The 19,685-nt window shown below is 42.8% G+C and carries 22 protein-coding genes and 2 pseudogenes; 6 read left to right on the forward strand and 18 right to left on the reverse strand.

Going from position 1 to position 19,685, the window contains the following annotated elements; genetic code table 11:
* Positions 1 to 357: 357 nt before the first annotated feature.
* From AC58UW_RS32660 to AC58UW_RS32675, 4 genes are all read right to left on the reverse strand, one after another.
* Positions 358 to 879, reverse strand: coding sequence for a GNAT family N-acetyltransferase (locus tag AC58UW_RS32660; RefSeq protein WP_497424661.1), 522 nt, complete (start codon positions 877 to 879; stop codon positions 358 to 360).
* Between the two features lie 65 nt (positions 880 to 944).
* Entirely contained in the window at positions 945 to 1,754 is an 810-nt protein-coding gene (locus tag AC58UW_RS32665; protein WP_497424662.1) for a putative protein N(5)-glutamine methyltransferase, read from the reverse strand.
* Positions 1,755 to 1,959: 205 nt separating this feature from the next.
* Positions 1,960 to 2,319, reverse strand: a complete 360-nt coding sequence (locus AC58UW_RS32670; RefSeq protein WP_497424681.1) for a DUF1304 domain-containing protein — start codon at positions 2,317 to 2,319, stop codon at positions 1,960 to 1,962.
* Positions 2,320 to 2,517: 198 nt separating this feature from the next.
* Positions 2,518 to 3,003, reverse strand: a complete 486-nt coding sequence (locus AC58UW_RS32675; RefSeq protein ID WP_497424663.1) for a peptidylprolyl isomerase — start codon at positions 3,001 to 3,003, stop codon at positions 2,518 to 2,520.
* Positions 3,004 to 3,031: 28 nt separating this feature from the next.
* Between AC58UW_RS32675 and AC58UW_RS32680 the strand changes: the two genes are divergently transcribed.
* Positions 3,032 to 3,214, forward strand: coding sequence for a helix-turn-helix domain-containing protein (locus tag AC58UW_RS32680; RefSeq protein WP_497424664.1), 183 nt, complete (start codon positions 3,032 to 3,034; stop codon positions 3,212 to 3,214).
* A 1-nt stretch (position 3,215) separates the two neighbouring features.
* Here the strand turns inward: AC58UW_RS32680 and AC58UW_RS32685 are convergent.
* The 5 genes and pseudogenes from AC58UW_RS32685 to AC58UW_RS32705 all read right to left on the reverse strand — a co-directional run.
* A pseudogene (locus AC58UW_RS32685) lies at positions 3,216 to 3,329 on the reverse strand (DUF817 family protein); the annotation flags it as partial.
* 151 nt (positions 3,330 to 3,480) lie between these two features.
* Positions 3,481 to 4,014, reverse strand: a complete 534-nt coding sequence (locus tag AC58UW_RS32690) for an RICIN domain-containing protein (RefSeq protein WP_497424665.1) — start codon at positions 4,012 to 4,014, stop codon at positions 3,481 to 3,483.
* Positions 4,015 to 4,388: 374 nt separating this feature from the next.
* Complete coding sequence (locus AC58UW_RS32695) at positions 4,389 to 5,441, reverse strand: LLM class flavin-dependent oxidoreductase (RefSeq protein ID WP_497424666.1); 1,053 nt, start codon at positions 5,439 to 5,441, stop codon at positions 4,389 to 4,391.
* 219 nt (positions 5,442 to 5,660) lie between these two features.
* On the reverse strand, positions 5,661 to 5,822 hold the full coding sequence (locus AC58UW_RS32700) for a hypothetical protein (protein WP_497424667.1): 162 nt from the start codon (positions 5,820 to 5,822) through the stop codon (positions 5,661 to 5,663).
* Positions 5,804 to 6,196, reverse strand: a complete 393-nt coding sequence (locus tag AC58UW_RS32705; RefSeq protein ID WP_497424668.1) for a purine/pyrimidine permease — start codon at positions 6,194 to 6,196, stop codon at positions 5,804 to 5,806. The genes AC58UW_RS32700 and AC58UW_RS32705 overlap by 19 nt, the downstream gene beginning before the upstream one ends.
* Before the next feature lie 190 nt (positions 6,197 to 6,386).
* On the opposite strand from AC58UW_RS32705, the gene AC58UW_RS32710 reads away from it, so the two are divergent.
* The 3 genes from AC58UW_RS32710 (at position 6,387) to AC58UW_RS32720 (ending at position 8,204) form a co-directional block, all read left to right on the forward strand.
* A complete protein-coding gene (locus AC58UW_RS32710; RefSeq protein WP_497424669.1) occupies positions 6,387 to 7,466 on the forward strand; it encodes a stalk domain-containing protein in 1,080 nt (359 codons plus the stop codon).
* Positions 7,467 to 7,650: 184 nt separating this feature from the next.
* A complete protein-coding gene (locus tag AC58UW_RS32715; RefSeq protein ID WP_497424670.1) occupies positions 7,651 to 7,797 on the forward strand; it encodes a hypothetical protein in 147 nt (48 codons plus the stop codon).
* A 47-nt stretch (positions 7,798 to 7,844) separates the two neighbouring features.
* Positions 7,845 to 8,204 carry a hypothetical protein gene (locus AC58UW_RS32720; RefSeq protein ID WP_497424671.1) on the forward strand — a complete coding sequence of 120 codons (360 nt, stop codon included), beginning with the start codon at positions 7,845 to 7,847 and terminating at the stop codon, positions 8,202 to 8,204.
* Positions 8,205 to 8,583: 379 nt separating this feature from the next.
* Here AC58UW_RS32720 and AC58UW_RS32725 read toward each other — a convergent pair whose 3' ends face one another.
* Entirely contained in the window at positions 8,584 to 10,050 is a 1,467-nt protein-coding gene (locus AC58UW_RS32725; protein ID WP_497424672.1) for a sulfatase family protein, read from the reverse strand.
* A gap of 226 nt (positions 10,051 to 10,276) precedes the next feature.
* On the opposite strand from AC58UW_RS32725, the gene AC58UW_RS32730 reads away from it, so the two are divergent.
* Positions 10,277 to 11,074, forward strand: a complete 798-nt coding sequence (locus tag AC58UW_RS32730; protein WP_497424673.1) for a helix-turn-helix transcriptional regulator — start codon at positions 10,277 to 10,279, stop codon at positions 11,072 to 11,074.
* A 218-nt stretch (positions 11,075 to 11,292) separates the two neighbouring features.
* Here AC58UW_RS32730 and AC58UW_RS32735 read toward each other — a convergent pair whose 3' ends face one another.
* Both AC58UW_RS32735 and AC58UW_RS32740 read right to left on the reverse strand, forming a co-directional pair.
* The gene (locus tag AC58UW_RS32735; protein WP_497424674.1) at positions 11,293 to 12,498 is read right to left on the reverse strand and encodes an RCC1 domain-containing protein; all 1,206 of its coding nucleotides are present in this window, start codon (positions 12,496 to 12,498) and stop codon (positions 11,293 to 11,295) included.
* 382 nt (positions 12,499 to 12,880) lie between these two features.
* Positions 12,881 to 13,267, reverse strand: a complete 387-nt coding sequence (locus AC58UW_RS32740) for a hypothetical protein (RefSeq protein ID WP_497424675.1) — start codon at positions 13,265 to 13,267, stop codon at positions 12,881 to 12,883.
* On the opposite strand from AC58UW_RS32740, the pseudogene AC58UW_RS32745 reads away from it, so the two are divergent.
* A pseudogene (locus AC58UW_RS32745) lies at positions 13,266 to 14,288 on the forward strand (IS110 family RNA-guided transposase). The gene AC58UW_RS32740 and the pseudogene AC58UW_RS32745 sit on opposite strands and share 2 nt — an antisense overlap.
* 623 nt (positions 14,289 to 14,911) lie before the next feature.
* Here the strand turns inward: AC58UW_RS32745 and AC58UW_RS32750 are convergent.
* The 6 genes from AC58UW_RS32750 to AC58UW_RS32775 all read right to left on the reverse strand — a co-directional run bounded on the left by AC58UW_RS32750 (position 14,912) and on the right by AC58UW_RS32775 (position 19,438).
* On the reverse strand, positions 14,912 to 15,901 hold the full coding sequence (locus AC58UW_RS32750; protein ID WP_497424676.1) for a tRNA dihydrouridine synthase: 990 nt from the start codon (positions 15,899 to 15,901) through the stop codon (positions 14,912 to 14,914).
* A gap of 459 nt (positions 15,902 to 16,360) precedes the next feature.
* The gene (locus tag AC58UW_RS32755) at positions 16,361 to 16,864 is read right to left on the reverse strand and encodes a GNAT family N-acetyltransferase (RefSeq protein ID WP_497424677.1); all 504 of its coding nucleotides are present in this window, start codon (positions 16,862 to 16,864) and stop codon (positions 16,361 to 16,363) included.
* A 178-nt stretch (positions 16,865 to 17,042) separates the two neighbouring features.
* Positions 17,043 to 17,390, reverse strand: a complete 348-nt coding sequence (locus AC58UW_RS32760) for a hypothetical protein (RefSeq protein ID WP_497424173.1) — start codon at positions 17,388 to 17,390, stop codon at positions 17,043 to 17,045.
* A 124-nt stretch (positions 17,391 to 17,514) separates the two neighbouring features.
* Entirely contained in the window at positions 17,515 to 18,027 is a 513-nt protein-coding gene (locus AC58UW_RS32765; protein ID WP_497424678.1) for an AAA family ATPase, read from the reverse strand.
* A 189-nt stretch (positions 18,028 to 18,216) separates the two neighbouring features.
* The gene (locus tag AC58UW_RS32770) at positions 18,217 to 18,819 is read right to left on the reverse strand and encodes a chloramphenicol phosphotransferase CPT family protein (RefSeq protein WP_497424679.1); all 603 of its coding nucleotides are present in this window, start codon (positions 18,817 to 18,819) and stop codon (positions 18,217 to 18,219) included.
* Positions 18,820 to 19,108: 289 nt separating this feature from the next.
* Positions 19,109 to 19,438, reverse strand: coding sequence for a DUF8617 domain-containing protein (locus tag AC58UW_RS32775; RefSeq protein ID WP_497424680.1), 330 nt, complete (start codon positions 19,436 to 19,438; stop codon positions 19,109 to 19,111).
* Positions 19,439 to 19,685 lie beyond the last annotated feature (247 nt).

The raw sequence follows: 19,685 nt of genomic DNA on the forward strand, positions 1-19,685 counted from the left end.
AATAGCTCATTGACTTGCTAGCGAGATTAAAATAATCTCTTTTTTTGAACGATTTCTCGTTCGTGCTTACTCACTCGTTGTTCAGTTTTCAAAGATCAATTTCTTTCGTTCTCTGCCGCGTTACCGAAGCAGCGAGAAGTAATATACCATGTACATTTTTCAATTGCAAGTGTTTTTTTTGACCCATTCTTAAAGTTTTCAACATGTACAGTTTAACGATTAGTCTGACTATTTCATGTTGTTCTTTAATCCACGCCATATGAATTGAATACGTTATTCATCCGCGTTGAATGGTGGATTTGCAATATACCATGGATTAAAAAGTATTACAACCTTTTATTCAGAGAAACATTTTTTTCAGGCATCGAATTCTAGTCTCCAATTATTACACAGCATGAAATTGCCTGGAGGGTATTCAAATTCGCAGTCACTAATCAATTGAAAATTGAGCTTTTGACAAACTGCGTTCGACGCCGGGTTATGAATAGACGGGAAAGCATGAATATACTTATGTTTCTTCTCCATAATTGCGTTTGCGATAGCTTCTATGACCGCTGCAGTTGCTATTCCTCTACCTTGGTAGGAAGGCAGGACACTCCAACCAATCTCATAGATACTCTCGTCTTTCCACTTGCTATCCCAGTAACCAATACTGCCGACCGTTTCGTTGTCTGGAAGCAGCACAATACTAAACATGCGGCCGGTTCCCTTTCCACCGATCTCAAGATATCGCTCATGTCGTCTCAGCAGCAGCTCCTCCGATTCAGGACCACCGAGGTGTTCCATCATCTCAGGCGCATTAATCTCACGCAGCAAATCAAGATTAGATTCGGACCATGATTCTAACTTGACATGTGGTCTTTTCATTGGCTCGACCATTTCCCTCACCTCAATTATTACTTCTATAGAGATTCATTCCTGCAACCTACCTAAAATATCTGCCCTCAAATATTAACAGAACATATGTTCTGAGTCAAATCCAACCTCGTTCCAACAATAACCGTAGCGTCCAACTCATCATATCTGCACTCAGTCGGAATCAACCCGCTACGAGCAAAAATCTCTACCGCCTGCGGCGCCTGCCGCTCGCTAACCTCAACCAACAGGTGGCCGCCGGGCGCCAGCCAAAGTGGCGCTTCGAGCGCAACACGCCGCAGCACATCAAGTCCGTCCACTCCCCCGTCAAGCGCTAGACGCGCCTCATGGATACGGGCTTCCGAGGGAAGCAGCTCGATAGCTCCAGATGGCACGTAAGGTACGTTTGCCAGCAGGATGTCGATACGGTTAAGCAATAACACGGGCAGCGGCTCAAAGATGTCGCCTTCGAAAACATGGCCTCCGGCGGCTGTAATGTTTCGGCGGGCACACTGTACCGCTGCCGGGTCGATATCCACTGCATACAGTTCAACTCCTTCCAACTCTGCTGCCAAAGCTGCGCCCAACGCGCCTGTCCCACAGCATAGATCGACGACGATAGCTCCTGACTTGGCAATTTCAGTGGCACGACGGACAAGAAACTCTGTGCGGTGACGGGGAATGAAGACTCCCGGGTCTACCTCTATCCGAATACCGTAGAACACCATCCAACCAATGACGTGTTCTAATGGATAACCTAATGCTCGCTGATCCGCCATTGCGGCTAACTCAACCGGCGTCTTTGCAACCGAAATAAGCATTCTAGCTTCATCTTCTGCGAAAACGCAGCCTGCAGCACGAAGTCTAGTGACGAGATGATGATAATTGATATTCTCCATGAAAAGTCACCACAATTCTTTTTATCGATAACCTCATTTTATCCTTTGTACAAGTTTGCCGGACAGGTAGAATTTTTTTATAAGCAACTATCCTTCTGTTCGCTCAATTCGTTCGGGCATACAGGACAACAAAAAAAGGCCCTGTGCTCAAGTGCTCAACAGGACCTTCTTCTTTTTCATTATAATGAATTTCACTATTCACTCTTTACAACAGAACGAACAGCAGCGCTATCACAGCCGGCAATCCTTGCACAAGTAAGATCGACCTCTTAGCGGTTGCCCCGCCGTACAAGGCAGCAACAATCACACAAGCAAGGAAAAACAGTTGAATGGAGCGTCCGATCGATGGATCTGGATGAACAAGTCCCCAAATGAGCCCAGCTGCCAAAAATCCATTGTACAACCCTTGATTCGCTGCCAGCGACTTAGTAGCTTCAGCCTGCACCTTTGTCATGCCAAAAGCCTTCATCCCACGAGGGCTAGTCCACAAAAACATTTCCAAAACAAGTATGTATACATGCTCCAATGCCACTAATCCTACGAGTATAGACGTAATTATCGTAATAATAAACTTATCCCCCTAAATTGAATGGTGTGACACTAATAAGTTTATTATATTTTATTAACTTGAATTTCGATAGTTATATCTAAAAAATAGATTCCATTAACCGTCGTATAAGCAATCTAATTTCTTAATTTTTCCGTCTATCGAATCACATCTAGGATCAGATTGTGGGGAACGGACTATCGACGATCTTTTCCCTTACTGCTTAACAATCAATTGATTAAAAACCTGATCAACGACTTTCACTTTCGCATCCTTGATGATATGTTGAACCAAATCTTCATACTTCTCATCTAAGATGCGACTTTGAACTTGATCCTTTACCTTGTCATACGGTTGAAAGCCTCTTTCTTTATTTTCTATACTTTTTATTACCGTTAGCCTATTGTTCTCATCAATAATGTCACTAATCTCACCGACACTTAATTTTTGAGCTTCCGTGAGTAGTTGCGGATTTAGATCATAATCGGTTTTGGCTGTGGTTTCATTAAAAGTTTGTGTTTCAACCACAATATCCTTATCAGTGCTCTTTAGCTTTTCAAAGGAATCCGTCTGCCCTAAACCTATGCGTATTTCACTCATGATCTCATCTGCATGCTCACTCTTCTTCATGCTAATTTTCTCTACTTTTATATTTATCAGAATTTGCTCTGATTTTATTCTTATCCATTCCTTTAAAGCCATATTTTTGGCATAGTCGATTGGTTTTTCATTGACGATAACGGATTACATTCAGTTTAAGCGGGTTGAGGAAGCAAAAAGGCTGCTCAAGCAAACCGACAAGTCGGTGCTCGAAATCAGCCTTGATTGCGGTTTTCATAACGTTCAACATTTTCATCGAGTATTCAAGAAGTTAGCTCATTTGACTCCTTATCAATTCAAGCGCTTGACATAGAATCGATCCAATAATGATGGGTGGAAAAATTCAAGTATATCGCAGCTGCGAGTGGAACGACCACCTTAAATCGTGGCCATCTTACTATCTCGACGCTAAGCCGCCGCCACGCCTGCCTGGCAAAGGCAACTCTTTACGCCACCCCAAAGACAAAAACATAAACTATATTTGGACAAAAACGCTCCATATCGAGCAACAGCCCGATATGGAGCGTTTTTATCCCTTCAATTTTCTCTTCCCTTTCTCTCAATGGGGCGGAATATTCGTTATGATAATATATACCAGTGCTGATTGTGGCCGCCATTATCATACCATTGAATCGCCTGCGCTCCGTCGGATGTCGATTGTCCCGATATATCCAATAACTTGCCACTGCCTCGATTTTTAATTTTAAATGGGTCATTTTCGCCAGTTGGAATAAGCTCCCACTGTTGGTTCCACCCGTTATTGCCCGGCCATTGAATAATATTGGCCCCATCGGATGTAGACGCTCCGCTAACATCCAATAAATCTCCGCTACCTACATTTCTGATATGATAATAACCGTTCCCTAAATATTCAAGATACCAACTCTGATAATCTGCTCCTACATTCGTGTATTGTTGGATAAGCGCACCGTCCGCCTGTTTATCCCCTCCGCTGACTGACAGCGCCTTTAAGCTGTGTTCATTAATAAGTCTCACAGAAACCGGCGTTCCAGAAGCGTACGTCGTCGAAGTTACTGCGGGTGACGATACAGATACAACTAACACAAGTGCAAACATCGCTATCAATCCGTACCTAATTAGAAATCGTTTCATGGAAATGCACTCCTTCTTCGATTTAATTTCTTAACTTGCGAACTGTCCAGTTTAAAACCTAGTTTTATGTATTACTTACCACCTCCTAGATCAACGGGTGCGGAGTTCCAAAGTAGTGCCATTTACTAACATAAAACGCTTCTCATAAAATTCTTTATTTGGAATTAATTTCAACTCAATCCTACACCAGATGGCTTCCTCTTTTCATTGATATTTTCGGTGTATTCCTTACTAGCATGACAAAAATGATCATAGATTAAGACTTGATTCATAACTAAGTATAAGAGGGTATGAGCCCGACTCCGAACTATGCCCTATTCCGTTTGAATGTTAAAAAGTCCCCCATCGCAACTTGTGCAAGGGGGACTTTCCATTTATTTTGGCAAGCGCGGCAATTTTGCGATCTGTTCCCGAACTCGCGGTGCGACTTCTGTCCCCAGCAGTTCAATGGCTTTCATTACTTCATGATGCGGCATTGTGCCGACGGGTAAATGCAAGAAAAACCGCGAGAAACCTAAATGTTTGCTCATGTGAACGATTTTATTAGCCACCGTTTCGGGATCACCTACATAAAGCGCGCCTTCAAGGCTCCGGGATGCATCGAACTGTGCGCGGCTATAATGTCCCCAACCGCGCTCTTTACCAAACATGTTCATCGAAGCTTGTGTAGGTGGAAAATACCTGTCGACCGCAAGCGAGGTACTCTCGGCAACAAAACCAAGTGAGTGTACAGCCACTGGTAATTTCGATGCATCATGTCCTGCGCGAGTAGCGGCTTCTTTATAGAGCTTCACGATCGGAGCGAATTGGACCGGGCTCCCGCCAATGATCGCCAGAACCAGCGGCAATCCTAGTACACCTGCGCGGATAGCAGACTCTGGGTTCCCCCCACTGCCAATCCACACGGGTAGAGGGGTCTGAACGGGACGCGGATAAACGCCTAAATTCGTAAAGGCAGGGCGGTGCCCACCTTTCCATGATACTTTCTCCGATTCCCTTAATTTCAAGAATAGTTCCAGTTTCTCCTCGAAGAGCTCTTCATAGTCTTTCAAATCATAGCCAAACAATGGAAATGCATCGACCATAGAGCCTCGACCTACAATAATTTCTGCACGTCCATTGGAAAGACCATCGAGCGTTGCAAATTCCTGAAACACACGGACTGGATCCGCAGCAGAAAGTACGGTAACCGAGCTGGTTAAACGTATCTTTTTGGTAACAGCCGCCGCGGCCGCCAGCACCACGACAGAAGCGGAATCCCCAAATTCCTTACGATGATGCTCGCCTACTCCGAATATATCCAACCCAACCTGATCGGCGAGAGCAATTTCTTCTACAACCTGACGTAATCTCTCCGCATGACTTATCGTCTTGCCTGTATGAACATCCGGCGTTGTTTCGACAAATGTATCTACACCTATTTCCACTTTCAAGTCCCCCTATCTATAATAAAAAAATTCTAACATTCTTCTTTGTTATCCTTTAAATATTTATCCTAACATTAGAAATTATATTATTAAATAATTAAACCGTCAACCTAGTGTAAGAATTTGGGACATCCTATAACACAAAAAAATTGCCGTACCTCCAACCCTAAGGCCAAGATTACGACAATTTTTATAGATGAAAATGCTTCTTCCTCATGCTCATGCTTTATCGGCTTTCCATAGCTGTTCAAGCAAAATCACGATCATCGTGCCTACAAGCAGTCCATTGCTGAAAACATATTGCAAGATAGACGGAAGTCCTTGAAATGCTGTTGGCGGCAGAAACATAAGTCCAATACTAATCAGCAGCAGGCCAGACAAACCACAAGGAACGGACGAACTCGGGTTTGTTCGGTTAATCGAATAAAACCCGCGGAAACCGGTAATGGAACGACCCCAATCGTTGAGAAAAAAGCACATAACAAATGAGAAATTCCACCGGCTATCCCGCCGCGACGCAATGTTTCTTTTAATTTCCTCGGCGTTTCCGGGACAACTTGGCTGACAGCAGAGACCGCAGCAATCATATTGGAGACTAAAATAAACGCAAACAGGATCGCCGTGATCACAATTCCGGCATTGAATTGCGGGTTCCCCCAGTCAAAAATGTCAGGAAGCTTAACCCAAGATTCGTTCGTGCTAAGCGCGCCTGAACTTTTGATAAGATCCCGATCAACACGGCATAACGTGTTCATCGTGGGTGGCGTTACTTTAGCATCCTTGACTCTGTCTAAAAGAAAGACACAGAGGTTGGTTTCCCAGTGAGCGAATTCATGGCTAAACAAATTTTTTTGGACAACTGCAACCTTTTCGAACCAACTTCCGTTTGATGAAATGTCGACATAATTAATACTAGATTTCAAAAACCGGAAGGAGCTTTATAATATGAAAAAGAAACTAACTGTACTATTAACTTTGGCTGGGATGCTCGGCACAACGGCGGCAGTCGGAGCGGAAGATTTGGTAGAAAAGGTGACTGGTTACTTACAAAAGGATGTAAAAATTGTTGTTAACGGACAAGACAGCGCGCTTACGCCAGTCTACATTGATGGAAAAGCATATCTCCCAGTGCGCGATGCTGCAGCTCAACTTGGATATACAGTAAAATATGATGAAGCGAACAAAGAAATCGAGCTTGATGAAGCCGCTGACCTGATGCGAGCATCTGGTGTAGTTGTAAGCGTGCAGGCTAAAGAGGACGGTAGTGCCCGCATTGAACTGCTCGGCAGCACTTGGGTTATTTTAAACGTTGACAAAACCACTGTTATTAAAGGTTTAGACGGTAAAACGTTAACTGTAGCCGATCTGAAAGCCGGCACTCAAATTGATGCCGGATTCGGACCAGCCATGGCGATGAGCTACCCAGGTCAAGCGCAAGCTGTCAACATTAATGTTTATGCAGACCGTTTGGTCAAAGAAGATACAATCAAAGAAGTGAAACATACAGATGATGGCTGGCAAGTTCAATTAGACGGTTTGGTACTAAATGCAGGTAAAGAAACTCGCGTTATGACGTCCCAAGGGGAATCCGTGAATTGGGAAGATCTGAAAGCTGGCACGAAAGTCAAAGCTTACTACGGACCAATTGAGACGAAAAGCCTTCCTCCTCAAAGCCCTGTGTATATGCTCGTAGTTCAGGCTCAATCGCCGGTAACAGGCACTCCGAAAATGTCGCCAGAGGCAGCTCAAGAGTACCGCGACTTGGCATGGGCGCAAGTGAAAGAGCAAACGTCGCATATTACTACGAAACAAGACGAAGCCGTTGTTCAAATCGTTTCCTCTAAAGAAGCTGGCGTATTGGCTTCCACAGACGAGCAGAAGAAATTGCTTGCAGACGTTCAAGCTGCGAACGGTAACTTCGTGACAGTTACTTACAACACAGATCAAGACCAGCTTCTTGGGCCGTTAACAGCTGTATTCGATTTCAACACAAAGGCTTTTGTTGGTTTCAACGCTAGAAGATAATTGATTATAAAAAAAGCCATGGCATTCTGTTGAATGCTGTGGCTTTTTTGTGTTCCAAGGTATTACCACAAAACAACTCTTCAACTCTACTAAATTTGTCATTATTTGTATTTTAATTCCTATATGTGTATGATGGCGAGAGATTTATAACAATATTTGGTAGAAATAAAGTGGAGGGAATCAAATGAAATGTTGGATGTGCGCACTCGCTGCAATTGTGGTAACCGCCTCGCTAACAGGATGTAATTTTTCTGAGAAGACTAGCGGTACATTAAGAGAAGTAGGATCACTTAAGAAGCTGGGGAAGGACGAGAAGGCAACGATTAAGTGATGTATTACGACAAGAATTCCTTTTACCAACAGTACGGCAATCTTTTCATGGCCAAGAATCCGAATATTGATGTAGAAGTCATCTCCAATCAAGGCATTTATAGTCCCAACAAAGATCCCCAGGAAGCGCTTGATGAATTCGCTAGAGTCATGTCTAAGTCTACGAACAGCCTGATGACCCGAACCACATACGCGAAAGAGCGGGACGGCCATAATCTAGAACCATTTTACCTCCTGAAGCCAAATCCAGATAATATCTATAAAGGCTATGAGAAAATTCCAGGCGGCTTCTACCAGCCATTCAGTATGCTTGCCGACCAAGAAATTCAGGCTGTCATCGATGAGAAGAAATCAGCTGAAGAGGCACTTAAGACGATTCAGGATAAAGGGCAAGAACAATTGCTGTAAGCCAAACAAGCGGACGATGCATTGAAGGAGTCTCAGTCTAAGCAGAAATAACCCGCATATTCACAGCTATGGGATAGCCTCTTTTTTATGTAACCGAATCGAATAGTGGGAAAAACCCCCTTTAATCCAAGCAAGTCTCGCCAGGTAAACCCAATAACTGGATAAAATCCCGCTAATTCTCACCTTTAACCTTGTTACCAAGCTCAATCGTCCGCATTAACAGGAGAAATTCCATCTATTCACCCCTGGAGCTGTATTATTGGGCGAGTTAGCGGTAGTAATTCCAGTTCATCTAAAGAGGCGCTCCCAAAAGGTCAAAAAAAGGGCTGTCCCACGGTCATTCAATGACTTCCGGGACAGCCTCTTATTCCGTGATACTTCAGCGAAGGAACTCCGCCGGATGCCGCCGCTTAAGCTCAGGAATCGCATACGCTCTCCCCGTCTGTTCCAACCAGCTGACGTAGTTCGGCAGATGACCCTTAGCGTGATAAGGGCCACCTTCCTTCATAACCGTCCATAGAGGATCGGTATCGAACTCCATCGATTCCATCATCGCGTCATGCCATTCATTCAGGTAGTACACCGCATCTTTGCATAGACTCCGCTCCGCTTGTGCAAGATTGTGCTGCTCATGCGGATCTTCCTTCAGATTGAAAAGCATCTCCTTGTCGAACAAATGATAGCCGTCATGATAGGTCCGCACGTATAAATAATCGCCGAAGCGCACACTACGCTGGCATACATGTGCGCATTGCGACACCACCAAATAGTCCCTGCTGCAGGTGTCACCTGTCTGCAGTGCCGCTGCATAGCTGGTGCCGTCCCACGACGGAGCCGGTGACTTGCCCAGCAGCTCGGCTATCGTTGGCAAAATATCAAGATGATAATGCAAGCCCTCATCCAAATGGTTCTTCATCATGCCGGGCCAGCGGATAATCATCGGAATTCGGCAGGTGCCTTGATCAGCGGTTCCGTGTTCACCGTAGATCCCGAGTTCACCCATATTCTCACCGTGGTCGGCAGTAATGATCACAACGAGTTCTTCCATTACACCCTGACGCTCCAGCTCACTGAATAACATGCCGATATGATCATCCATATGGCGGATGCCGCAGTCGTAACCGTCAATGACACGGCGCAATCCCTCGCGGTCGGTGAAGTCTCCAGGGTGGCGCGGGAATTTCGGGTTTGTTTTATTATCAAACATGCTGATCTCTCGGGCGCTATGTGGGCCAACCTTGCGTGTGGTATGTTCCTTCAGTACCTCATCCGTTATCCACTCGGGCAGTGGGTCGTTCGCAAAAGGATTGCCGAACTCCTCCGGTGCACGGTACGGGGTATGCGGATCCCAATAATTCACATAAAGGAACCAATCATCCTGCTTCGCATTTTGCTGCATCCAATTCAAAACGACCGGAGTGACCTCCTCCGCAGATTCGATGCCTCCCTTGCCGGTGTTATGAATCTCGTTAAAGCCAGCATAGAATGTCCAAGCCGAGTGTCTTTCACCGAAAGGACTGATGAGCGCTGTTTTCATGCCGGCGGAACGAAATAATGCCGGGAAGCATTCGCTCGTTAAACGGCTGCGGAACTGTCGGTCCTCTCCTTCATGACGAACATCAGCGGCTGTACCGCCATGTCCGACAACTCCGTTATGGATGCCAAAACGTCCGGTCATGAGCGCTGTCCGCGAAGGAAAGCAAGGAGCATCCGACGTGTAGTAATTCGAAAATCTGACTCCTTCCTCAGCGATTTTATCGATGTTAGGCGATGTATTTCGCTGGTAGCCGTAGCATCCTAAATGATCGGGTCTGGTGGAGTCCAAATCAAGCAACAATATTCTCATCTCTTTAACTCTCCTTCTAATAAAATGATGATCGCACATTGAAAACGCTCTCCTTAAGGTAAATAGTACTAAACGCACTAGAGGACAGTCCATGCATATTATATGGATCATGTGTACAATTCTCTTGCAATTTTTATTTCAAAGCTTATTAATAAAAGGATTATTGAATATTTTTATGTATACTGCTATTGTCTAGTTATACTGCCTGAAAGGAACTTTCGAACCTATGCTGTCCCTTCGTTCCGTACACTTTGATAATCGCATTCCGAACTGGCGTACTCATCTCATGTTGTTAAATCATAATGTACTTGTATTAATGGTCGACGGTAAAATCAAATACACCATCAACGATCGTACGGTAATCGGGGAAAAAGGAGAATTGCTGTTCATACCGATTTACACGTTGCGAACAGGTGAAAATTATGAAGGTGAGCATCAAAAATTCACCGTCTTGTTCAATCACGGGGAAGAGGATTCGGAGGAACTTCCTCTTTTCGCAAAAAGTCAATTCAGCAAGTGTAAAATCCGTAACTTCGAGTATTTCAAGCATAGATTCGAAAGGCTTTACCTCGAAGTCGTCGGTGAAGGCAAATTCAATCGATATTTCGCCAACGGCATTTTACAGGAGTTAGTCGGAATGGCTGCTCGTGAATTTGAACTTGTAGAAGTAGCACCTGTCAAGCTGAAGCTTGCGAACGAACTGCACAAATATTTGGTCGCTCACTACAGACAGCCCATACATATCGATGAACTTGCTGCCCTCATACACCGCTCGTCCAACTATACATTATCCATGTTTCGCGAAGTTATGGGCGTCTCCCCTATTCAGTACATTCACCTATTGCGTATGAAGGAAGCTTGCAATTTGTTGACGAATTCCGACCTTTCGGTAACCGAGATCTCCAATTATTTAGGCTATTACGATCATTCGTATTTCTTCCGCATTTTCAAAAAGTATACCTCCATGTCTCCGACAGAGTACAAGCATTCGGGATCGTACCCGCCATCGCTGCAGCTATTTTAACAAATAAAGGATTATGCACTATATGGACCTGATAGGAGCTGACATGATGCTATGATTGTGGAAAATTGAGCAGAGGCTGCCGAGCATCAGGTCGGCAGCCTCATTTTAGTTGTGTATGTAACTATCGTTTCCCATTAGAGCATACAAACTTGGTTGAGCTTACAAATTGAAGCATCTCGCCCTAACACACCTCATTTTCTAAGGGAAGCCTCTAAATCTCAGCGTCTCGTAGCCGGGATAGGTTTAACTTCTACTTGTACAGGTGATAATTGGAGAGTCCTTTTCCATCCTAACAGTCCATGCAGATCATAGCCCCACATCCATAAGAAACCATCTTTCTTAATGACAGCATCCGTATCATTACCCGCAAATACAGCAGTAACGTCCGTTAATCCCTCGACTTGGTAAGGGGGTCGATAATTTTCCTTATCCATCGTATTAGTCACATGTTCAATATCTCGCGGGAAATACCCCATAGACCAGACGGTTCCGTCTTTCTTCAGCGCTAAAATGTGTTCATTGGCTATAGAAATATCAATAATGTCGGTTAAACCTTCTATTGGGGCTGGCGGCTCATCTATTCCGGAGCCATCGTATTTTGGATTTGACAGAGATCCACCTCCCCAAATCCACACAGTACCGTCCTTTTTCAGAGCAAGATGATCAGCGGCAGAACCATGACCGAGCTTTACGATGTCTGTGACTCCCTGAACCTGTATCGGATTGTTGGAGAGCATCACTTTGAACATTTCACAATCCCTGAGGCCGCACGCCCAAGTCCACACCGTTCCATCGTCCTTGAGAATCGTTGCTCCTGTTAGATCTTTAATATGGTCGATTCCGTTGACTAGTACAGGTTCTGTCTGCAAAGACGAAAAATACTTTTCCCAGTCGCCTGTTTTCGCAAAACTAGGTATGCCTTCCCAGATCCAGAGTTTACCGTCCTTATCGACGGCCTTGTAAAAATCAATTTTCACAATGTGCTCCAATTTAGGAACTTGGCCCATCAATTTTGGAGTATACAGTCCCCATTTGTCTTTTTCCCCACTCGTGGATGACTCTACGTATTCAATTTCCCACACAGTACCGTCTTCTTTTAAAGCAAATGCTGTGCGCCCGCTTGAAGCGATGCTTGTGATCTTGTTCAAGCCTTCCACTTTTTCCAAATGGCCTGGGTAACGAATAAGATCCATCCTATACGCACGCGATGAAATGGAGGTGCCCCAGACGTCACCTTTATCGTCCAGTACAAAAGGAAGACCGCCTACGTCAGTGATATGTACCGGTCTAGTGTCGACGGTCACAGTCGCTGTGACTTCAGCTCGCACTGGTGGCGATACGCCGATAAATAACGATAAAGCCATAACAAAACTCAAGGATAGCGCAGATTTTGCCATTCTACTTGTCAACACAAATAACTTCATTGTACCCAAACCTCCACGTCTAGTTTTACCAATTTACAAACGGTTACATATATCTGACGCTCGCTCACAAAGAAAGTTTCTCCTTTTATTCCAAAAAACGGTAATATAATTCAATTCAGCTATCTCTGGCTCTTTTATTTGGCTTTTGATTGAACGGTTACGTTCATCGGCTGATCTCTCTGGCCATCACCTTAGACTGAACCCGTTGATGTTACGGGATTTATGAATTGAATTATCGTCAGATATATTAAATTAAGTTTTAGACTGACACCTGAAAATGAAACAGCGACGGAATAGGACTCGAAAATAAAGTCTTAGACAGCCGCTGTACTATTTAACTAACGTATCCGTTAGCGTAATAACCATAACGTTGTTCCACTCTTTAACTTATGTACTGTAATGTAAATCTTATCGTATTTATGACATCAGAATCCGTTTCCGTTTGAATATGTTCATCCAAAAGCGGAATAAGAGCTTTTAGATTAAGGCGGAAAATAATATCAGGGACCTTTTTCCTTACCTTTTTGCTTTTATCCTTTAATCCGTTCTTCAATAATTCCATTCTTAGGTCATCGTTTGATTTTACGGCGGATAAACACGCGATAATATTATACTTTGTAGCTGCATTTCCAGTTTTAAAAAGGTTTTTTAAGGTATTTTCGGCTAGAGGGTATTCATTCGCAAGTAATATTATCCCTTCTCCTGCTGTACCCCAAACGTATGTGTAATTTGATTTAATTCCGTCCACAAATGGCTTCAATGATGTCATGAATCCAGTCATTGGTGTGGATGTTTCAAAGGGAGAGAGCCATGCACAAGCTTTTTTAGACCGTGGAGTAACTCATGGGAAGATCTTTAGGTTTAATCATGATCTAGAAGGTCTAGCGTCTTTTCTAAGTTATATAAGAGGTGTTGAATCGGCAGCAGGGATTCGTCCTGCCATTGTTATGGAAGCAACGGGCCATTATCAAAGCCCCGTTGTTCAGTTTCTGGATGAACACCAGTATTTGAACATCGTCATTAATCCGTTAATCTCACATAACGCCAAGAAAACCAATTTGCGAAGGTTAAAGACGGATGCTGCAGATGCCCATCTGTTAGGAACGCTGTTCTATAAAGAAGAGTTTGAACCCTACAAAAAGCGTGGGCAGCATCTCATGAATTTACGCTTTCTAACACGCCAATACGAAGCTTTAACAGGTATGTATGTCCAAGCAAAACTACAGTTCCAGGCTATTCTAGATCAAGTTTTCCCTGAATATCATTCGTGTTTGGTGATCTTTATTGACGGCTTTTTCAAGCCATTTGATCTCTATGCAACTACTCATCAAGTTACTTCTTCAATACCAGGATCATCTATCAACCCTTAATAAATCGGTAGATGCCCTGGCTGAAGAGCTACTTGAATATGATTTAATCCAATCGATACCCGGAATTGGCACTAAGATTGCTGCAACAATTTTAGCTGAAATTGGTGAGATCGATCGGTTTGATCACGCAAAGAAACTGGTGGCCTTAGCTGGTGTTGATCCAAGTGTTTTTTCTTCTGGCAAGTTTATAGCTACCCAAAATAAAATCACTAAGCACGCTCCAGGAGGCTTCGGACTACCCTGTATCAAGCTGTACGATGTGGTATTCGTAGTAATAGAAATAAGAAATTAAGGGCTTATTATGATAAGAAACGTGCTGAGGGAAAGCTGTTCAAAGTAGCAATAATTGCATGTGTAAATAAACTCATCCACTGGATTTTTGCAATCTTAACTACTAAGGAAGCGTTCCGCTTAGAGTGAGCAACAATAAATAGAAATATATGGAATAAATCTCCGTGCTTAAAAGGACGGTTATTTCCCATACACTTTTTTAAGTATACCACTTCATGAATCCGCAATTAATAATTAAATATTGACAAGCTATTAGCTGGAATAGCGGGGAAAAGGTATTTAATCCAATCCAATAGCCAGATGCCGTCGAAATACATCCGTCGGGAATGGGATCAAGTTCTTGTCTTTGGGTTTTGACACGAACTTGATCCCATAAAATAAAAAAGCCGCGATTTACGCGGCAATTAATGAGATATTGTTCTTGTCACCATTGTTGGTGTTGTTGTCGGTTGACAACTCTTAAAGAAGATCGGTATTTAAACATTCAGTAACGCGTTCATTTAATTCTTCGTACACAACGAGAAGTCGAAGCCGACCAACGGACCCGTTGTTCATATCGAAAAAAAGGTGCAACATCCTCAATTTTTTTGAGTTTGCTACACCCTTTTCTATTTAACGTTTTTCAGTGGCCTCCCCCGCCCGTGGGCTTTTTGCCTATTCCCGGCAGCCCAACAGTTGTTGATGCCGCAAGCCAACGAGTATGTTCGAGAATTTTTTCATATTTTTTGTTCTCATGGTGGACCCTTACCCATCTAATTTTCATGTTCCTCAGCCCCATCGTGCTCCTTGCTTCCAAATTTATTCAGCAATACATGCACTTCACTTTTTGATTTGGCGTTCATCAAGCTGGTTCTGAGTTCACTTGCCCCTCGAAACCCACGGACATAGATTTTGAAGAAACGGGTAAGCGCACTAAACGAACGTGGTTCCTCTGCTGAGTATTGATCATCCAGATCTAGATGGAGCCGCAGCAAATCAAGCAATTCCGCACTGCTGTGCTCCTTCGGCTCTGTCTCAAATGCATATGGATTTTGAAAAATACCGCGTCCAATCATAATACCGTCGACACCGTATTGCTCAGCAAGCTGCTGGCCGATCTGACGGTCAGGGATATCTCCGTTAATGGTTAGAAGTGTATCTGGTGCCACCTCATCACGAAGCTTCTTAATCTCCGGAATCAGTTCCCAATGAGCTTTTACTTTGCTCATTTCCTCTCTTGTCCGAAGATGAATGGACAGATTAACAATGTCTTGTTTCAAAATATGGGTTAACCAGTCACGCCATTCGTCTAGGTCACTAAAACCGAGCCTTGTTTTTACACTGACAGGCAGTCCTCCGGCTTTGGCGGCTTGGATGATATCCGCTGCGATTTCAGGACGGCAGATCAGGCCGCTGCCCTTTCCATTCTCTGCTACATTCGCCACTGGACAACCCATATTAATATCGATGCCTTTGAATCCTTCTTTCGCCATGCCGATGCTCATTTCACGGAAAAATTCCGGCTTATCTCCCCAGATATGTGCTACAATGGGCTGTTCATCTGGGGTAAAATTCAAGCGCCCACGTACACTTTTGTTCCCCTCTGGGTGACAATAACTCTCCGTATTCGCAAACTCCGTAAAATACACATCCGGTCTGCCTGCCTCACTTACCACATGGCGAAAAACAACATCTGTCACATCTTCCATGGGTGCTAGTACAAAAAAAGGTCGTGGTAAATCACGCCAAAAGTTTTCTTTCATCATTAAAAACCCCTCTATACCTACCAGAACAATCGTTGTCCTTAGAATATTAAAATACTTGCTGTCAATGGAACATTGTTCAAACACCATCACAGGTTAACAAAAGACATTCCATAAAGTACACGACTTTATTATAAACTGAATAACGTCATGATGGGTATGTCTCCTTCGTAACGTCAACAATGTTTCGTAATTACACAGGTTTTAATTATTTCACCTGTCTACTATTTTGGTGGGAGCATATCAATTTGGCAGCCCAACAGTTACATCTCTTACGTCAAAGGAGTTCTTTCCACTATCACCAGTTATGCACTGTAGGGTATCTGATAATAACTCCATAAGCACTTTAGCATCATTGGAATTTGGGTCCTCTGGCACTATATATTTTTCTCGAAATTTCATCAACACAGAAAATTGCATAAAATCCAATATGTATTGAAATAAACGTGTCCCAATAGTTTAATCTACTACGACCCTATGGCTTGGGTGGTCTATAGAATAAATTACTTGTTCTGCATCATATCGAGTAACTCTTTTTACTTCATAAAACCCAAGTTTCTTTAATAAGGCACATGACGAAGTGTTTGCCGATTGCGCCTCAGCAAGTATCTTTTTATATGCTTTATCTTCGAAAGAATGGCATAATACTTGACTTACCGCCTCCAATGCAAAACCATTACCCCAAAAACTTGATAAAAACATATATGAAATTTGAGTATATTCTCCATCATAATGTGGTGTTAATAAAATGCTTCCTACGAATGCACCTGAACCTAGTTCTTTAACTGTCCAATAATGGCAGTTTTCTTTGGGATTTATCCATTCTGTAAGTCTATCTTCAATTTGCTGTGAACTTCTTTGACCGCCCAAGTAATCCCATACTTTAATGTCATTGTATAATTTCAACAAATCAATATAGTCAGCTTGATTAGTTATGTTAATGCTACAACGATTTGTTTCCAATCTGCATTCTCCCCGTCAGAAGTTTAACTTTCGTTGAAACCACGTTTATAAATTTATTAGTTATTCTTCTTATGAAGCTAACTAACCTCGTCCTATTCTAACACGACTTCCTCAACTAAACTCCCGTTACTTCAATAGACAAAGGCAGCTGATCAATGCCGACTGCCGTCATATCCTATTACAGTCTAGATTTACTTACCTCATTCAATAAAAATTCAATTTTTTCGATAATCTCTTTAGTTTTTCTCGACTCAAAGAAATAAATAGGATTTTCCCAGTCAGGCTGTTCTTTGTTCGTTGAGTCTATTAGCCGAAGCTTATATTTACCTTCGGGATTGTATTCGGGATACCAACCTAAATCCAGCGTTCGTTTCTCTTCATACTCTAGCTGTAGGATGTCCTCTTTAAACTCCCACAAATGCTCATGATCATCATCGACAAAAGAGTCAGAATCTGTCTCAGTAAATTCATTAAATCTTACTTTCCAACCACTTGGAACACAGAACGGCACAAGCTTAATACTCATGTAAAGCCCCCTTGCTGTCGAGCAATTTAATGAACTCTCGTTCGACGTTACCGCAGTGGATGGTTCTATTCGTATCCTGGTGCATTGATGTATTATGCTGTCCTTGAGCGCCCGTAAGTTACTGTCATTGGCGCTCATTTGCTTCGATTTGATGGAGGATTTCGTCAACGACGTGCGCGATCGGTACGGTGGCGTCGATTATAATCCCGTTTTTGGGAACGCCTTCTTTCGTTTGATGCAAGCGCCGAATGATTTCCAGTTCCTCTGGTCTGCCACCCCAGTCAGTTGGGTCCAGTGCCACTCGCTCATCAATCCGCCGGAGACAGGTTTGCAGGTCGACCTCAAGGACAAACACGCTGTTGAAGAGATCAATGAATTTGGGAAAATTCCGCGATCCACCGCATAAAAATGTTACCGCCTCATCTTGATTGGCGACCAAAGCTTTTACTTTATCTACATGCCAAATGTGGTGTTCGGGTTTAAAGCCATCCGTCGGGGTACCAGTTTCCGGGTCGCCTTGATAAGCCAATTCACGGTCACCATGAATGGCATGGTAGCCGCGCCGCTGCAATTCGTTGCAGACCGTAGTTTTGCCGGCGCCGGAAACGCCTTCAATCAGATAATTCCTAATGCCCATGACAGATCCTCCATTCAACTGGATAAGCACAATAAATTAGATGTTTCTATATTGTCGATAAACTACCAGAGAGCAGCTGCCACGTTGGAGATTGCTCCCTGGTTGTTGCGCTATCGTTCGCCGTTAGCGTAATGAACTCTGTCAAATGCCCCGAAACGTGAACATGGTGTTATCTGAAGGATACGGCTTCTATGAAACACCAACACTTCTTTTATTTAACTTCTTAAAAGCAGAGCATTCACGATTTGATCTAATAAAATTTAATATCAAATTGGCGCATTCGTTTGGTCTCAAGGTTTCAGTATTTAGTTCAATGTCATACTCATTAAAGCAATAAACTTTATCATATTGTGAGATTACTAATCCACCCTCTCTATCTACCCTTAGTTCTTCTCTTCTAATAAGTTCCTCTTTGGAGCAAGTTACTCCAACAAATAGTACAGGATGATCGATTAATGAACCTAGACATGTATTAAACCTCTCGTCATTATCATTTACTGTATCTACAACTACATTGATCCCCTTTGCCGACATAAATTTAACTGTTGAATAAAATAAAGTAACTAATGAATCAATAATTATTTGGACCGAAACTTCCACATCTTCTCCATCGGCTGATTTTGAACATTTAGTATTAATAAAATCAATGTAGTCATGAAACAATCCATGAAAAAAATCATCGATTGATAAATGACGAAATGAGATTTCATTTTGATTTAATAGTTCTGTCGATATGGATGTCTTACCGGAACTTGAAGTTCCATTTAGAAAAACTATTAATCCTTGCTTCAATTTAATCACCCCATCAAAAAATAATCATTGCGTATCGTTCAGATAACGTCTTTTTTGCGAACATAGTAATATCAGTCATATCTAGGGTATTCGTGCAGTGATTAAGCAATCCTGCTGCCCTTTAGTTGAATGGCAAAAAGAGACCCACAGAAACGGGCTGAGGGTCTCAAGTTTATATTTATAAGGGGGTCAAGCTTTATTATAGGCTTAATTCATTATTATCACATGAATGTAAGATTACATTCTTTTAATTCTCGTTCTTTCGTTATCTGTAGAGGATATTAATAAACTACCCATCTTCTTTTGCAGACTTGAACAAGTCTTTATTAGGATTATCACTACAACTTCTAAACATTTCTAACTGAGGAGGGTTCCTATAAAAAAATACATTTCCACATTCATTACATTGATATACTGACTTAGATAAATTAACTGCTAGTGATCTAACTCTCATTAGTGCTTTTTCTTTGTCTTCTGGAGTTGAGCCTGTTTTTTCAATGGCATCATCAATTTCATCTAGAAAATTAAACCAATCTTGATCTGAAATTACGTGTGCCTTATACGGCAAGTAATCGGTCTGGTCATATATTGGATGACCACACTCACACAAGAATTTCATCCTAAAACCATCCATTCTTTTTGTTGATTAAATTCATTTTATTTTCGATATTTTATTGCACTATCCTTCACATGGTTGAGAAAACGGCAGTCTTTCACAGCTGCCGTTTCTTTGTGATTGTTGAGCTATAGTCTCCCGTTAGCCACACATGCAGCGCAAGCGCCGCATCACAGATGATGAAAATGGGACGAAAAATCTGTCAATACTGCTACCATGGCTGGGAGAGGAAGGTCGATCCGCTATGGTG

Source organism: Paenibacillus sp. J22R160 (assembly GCF_059692135.1).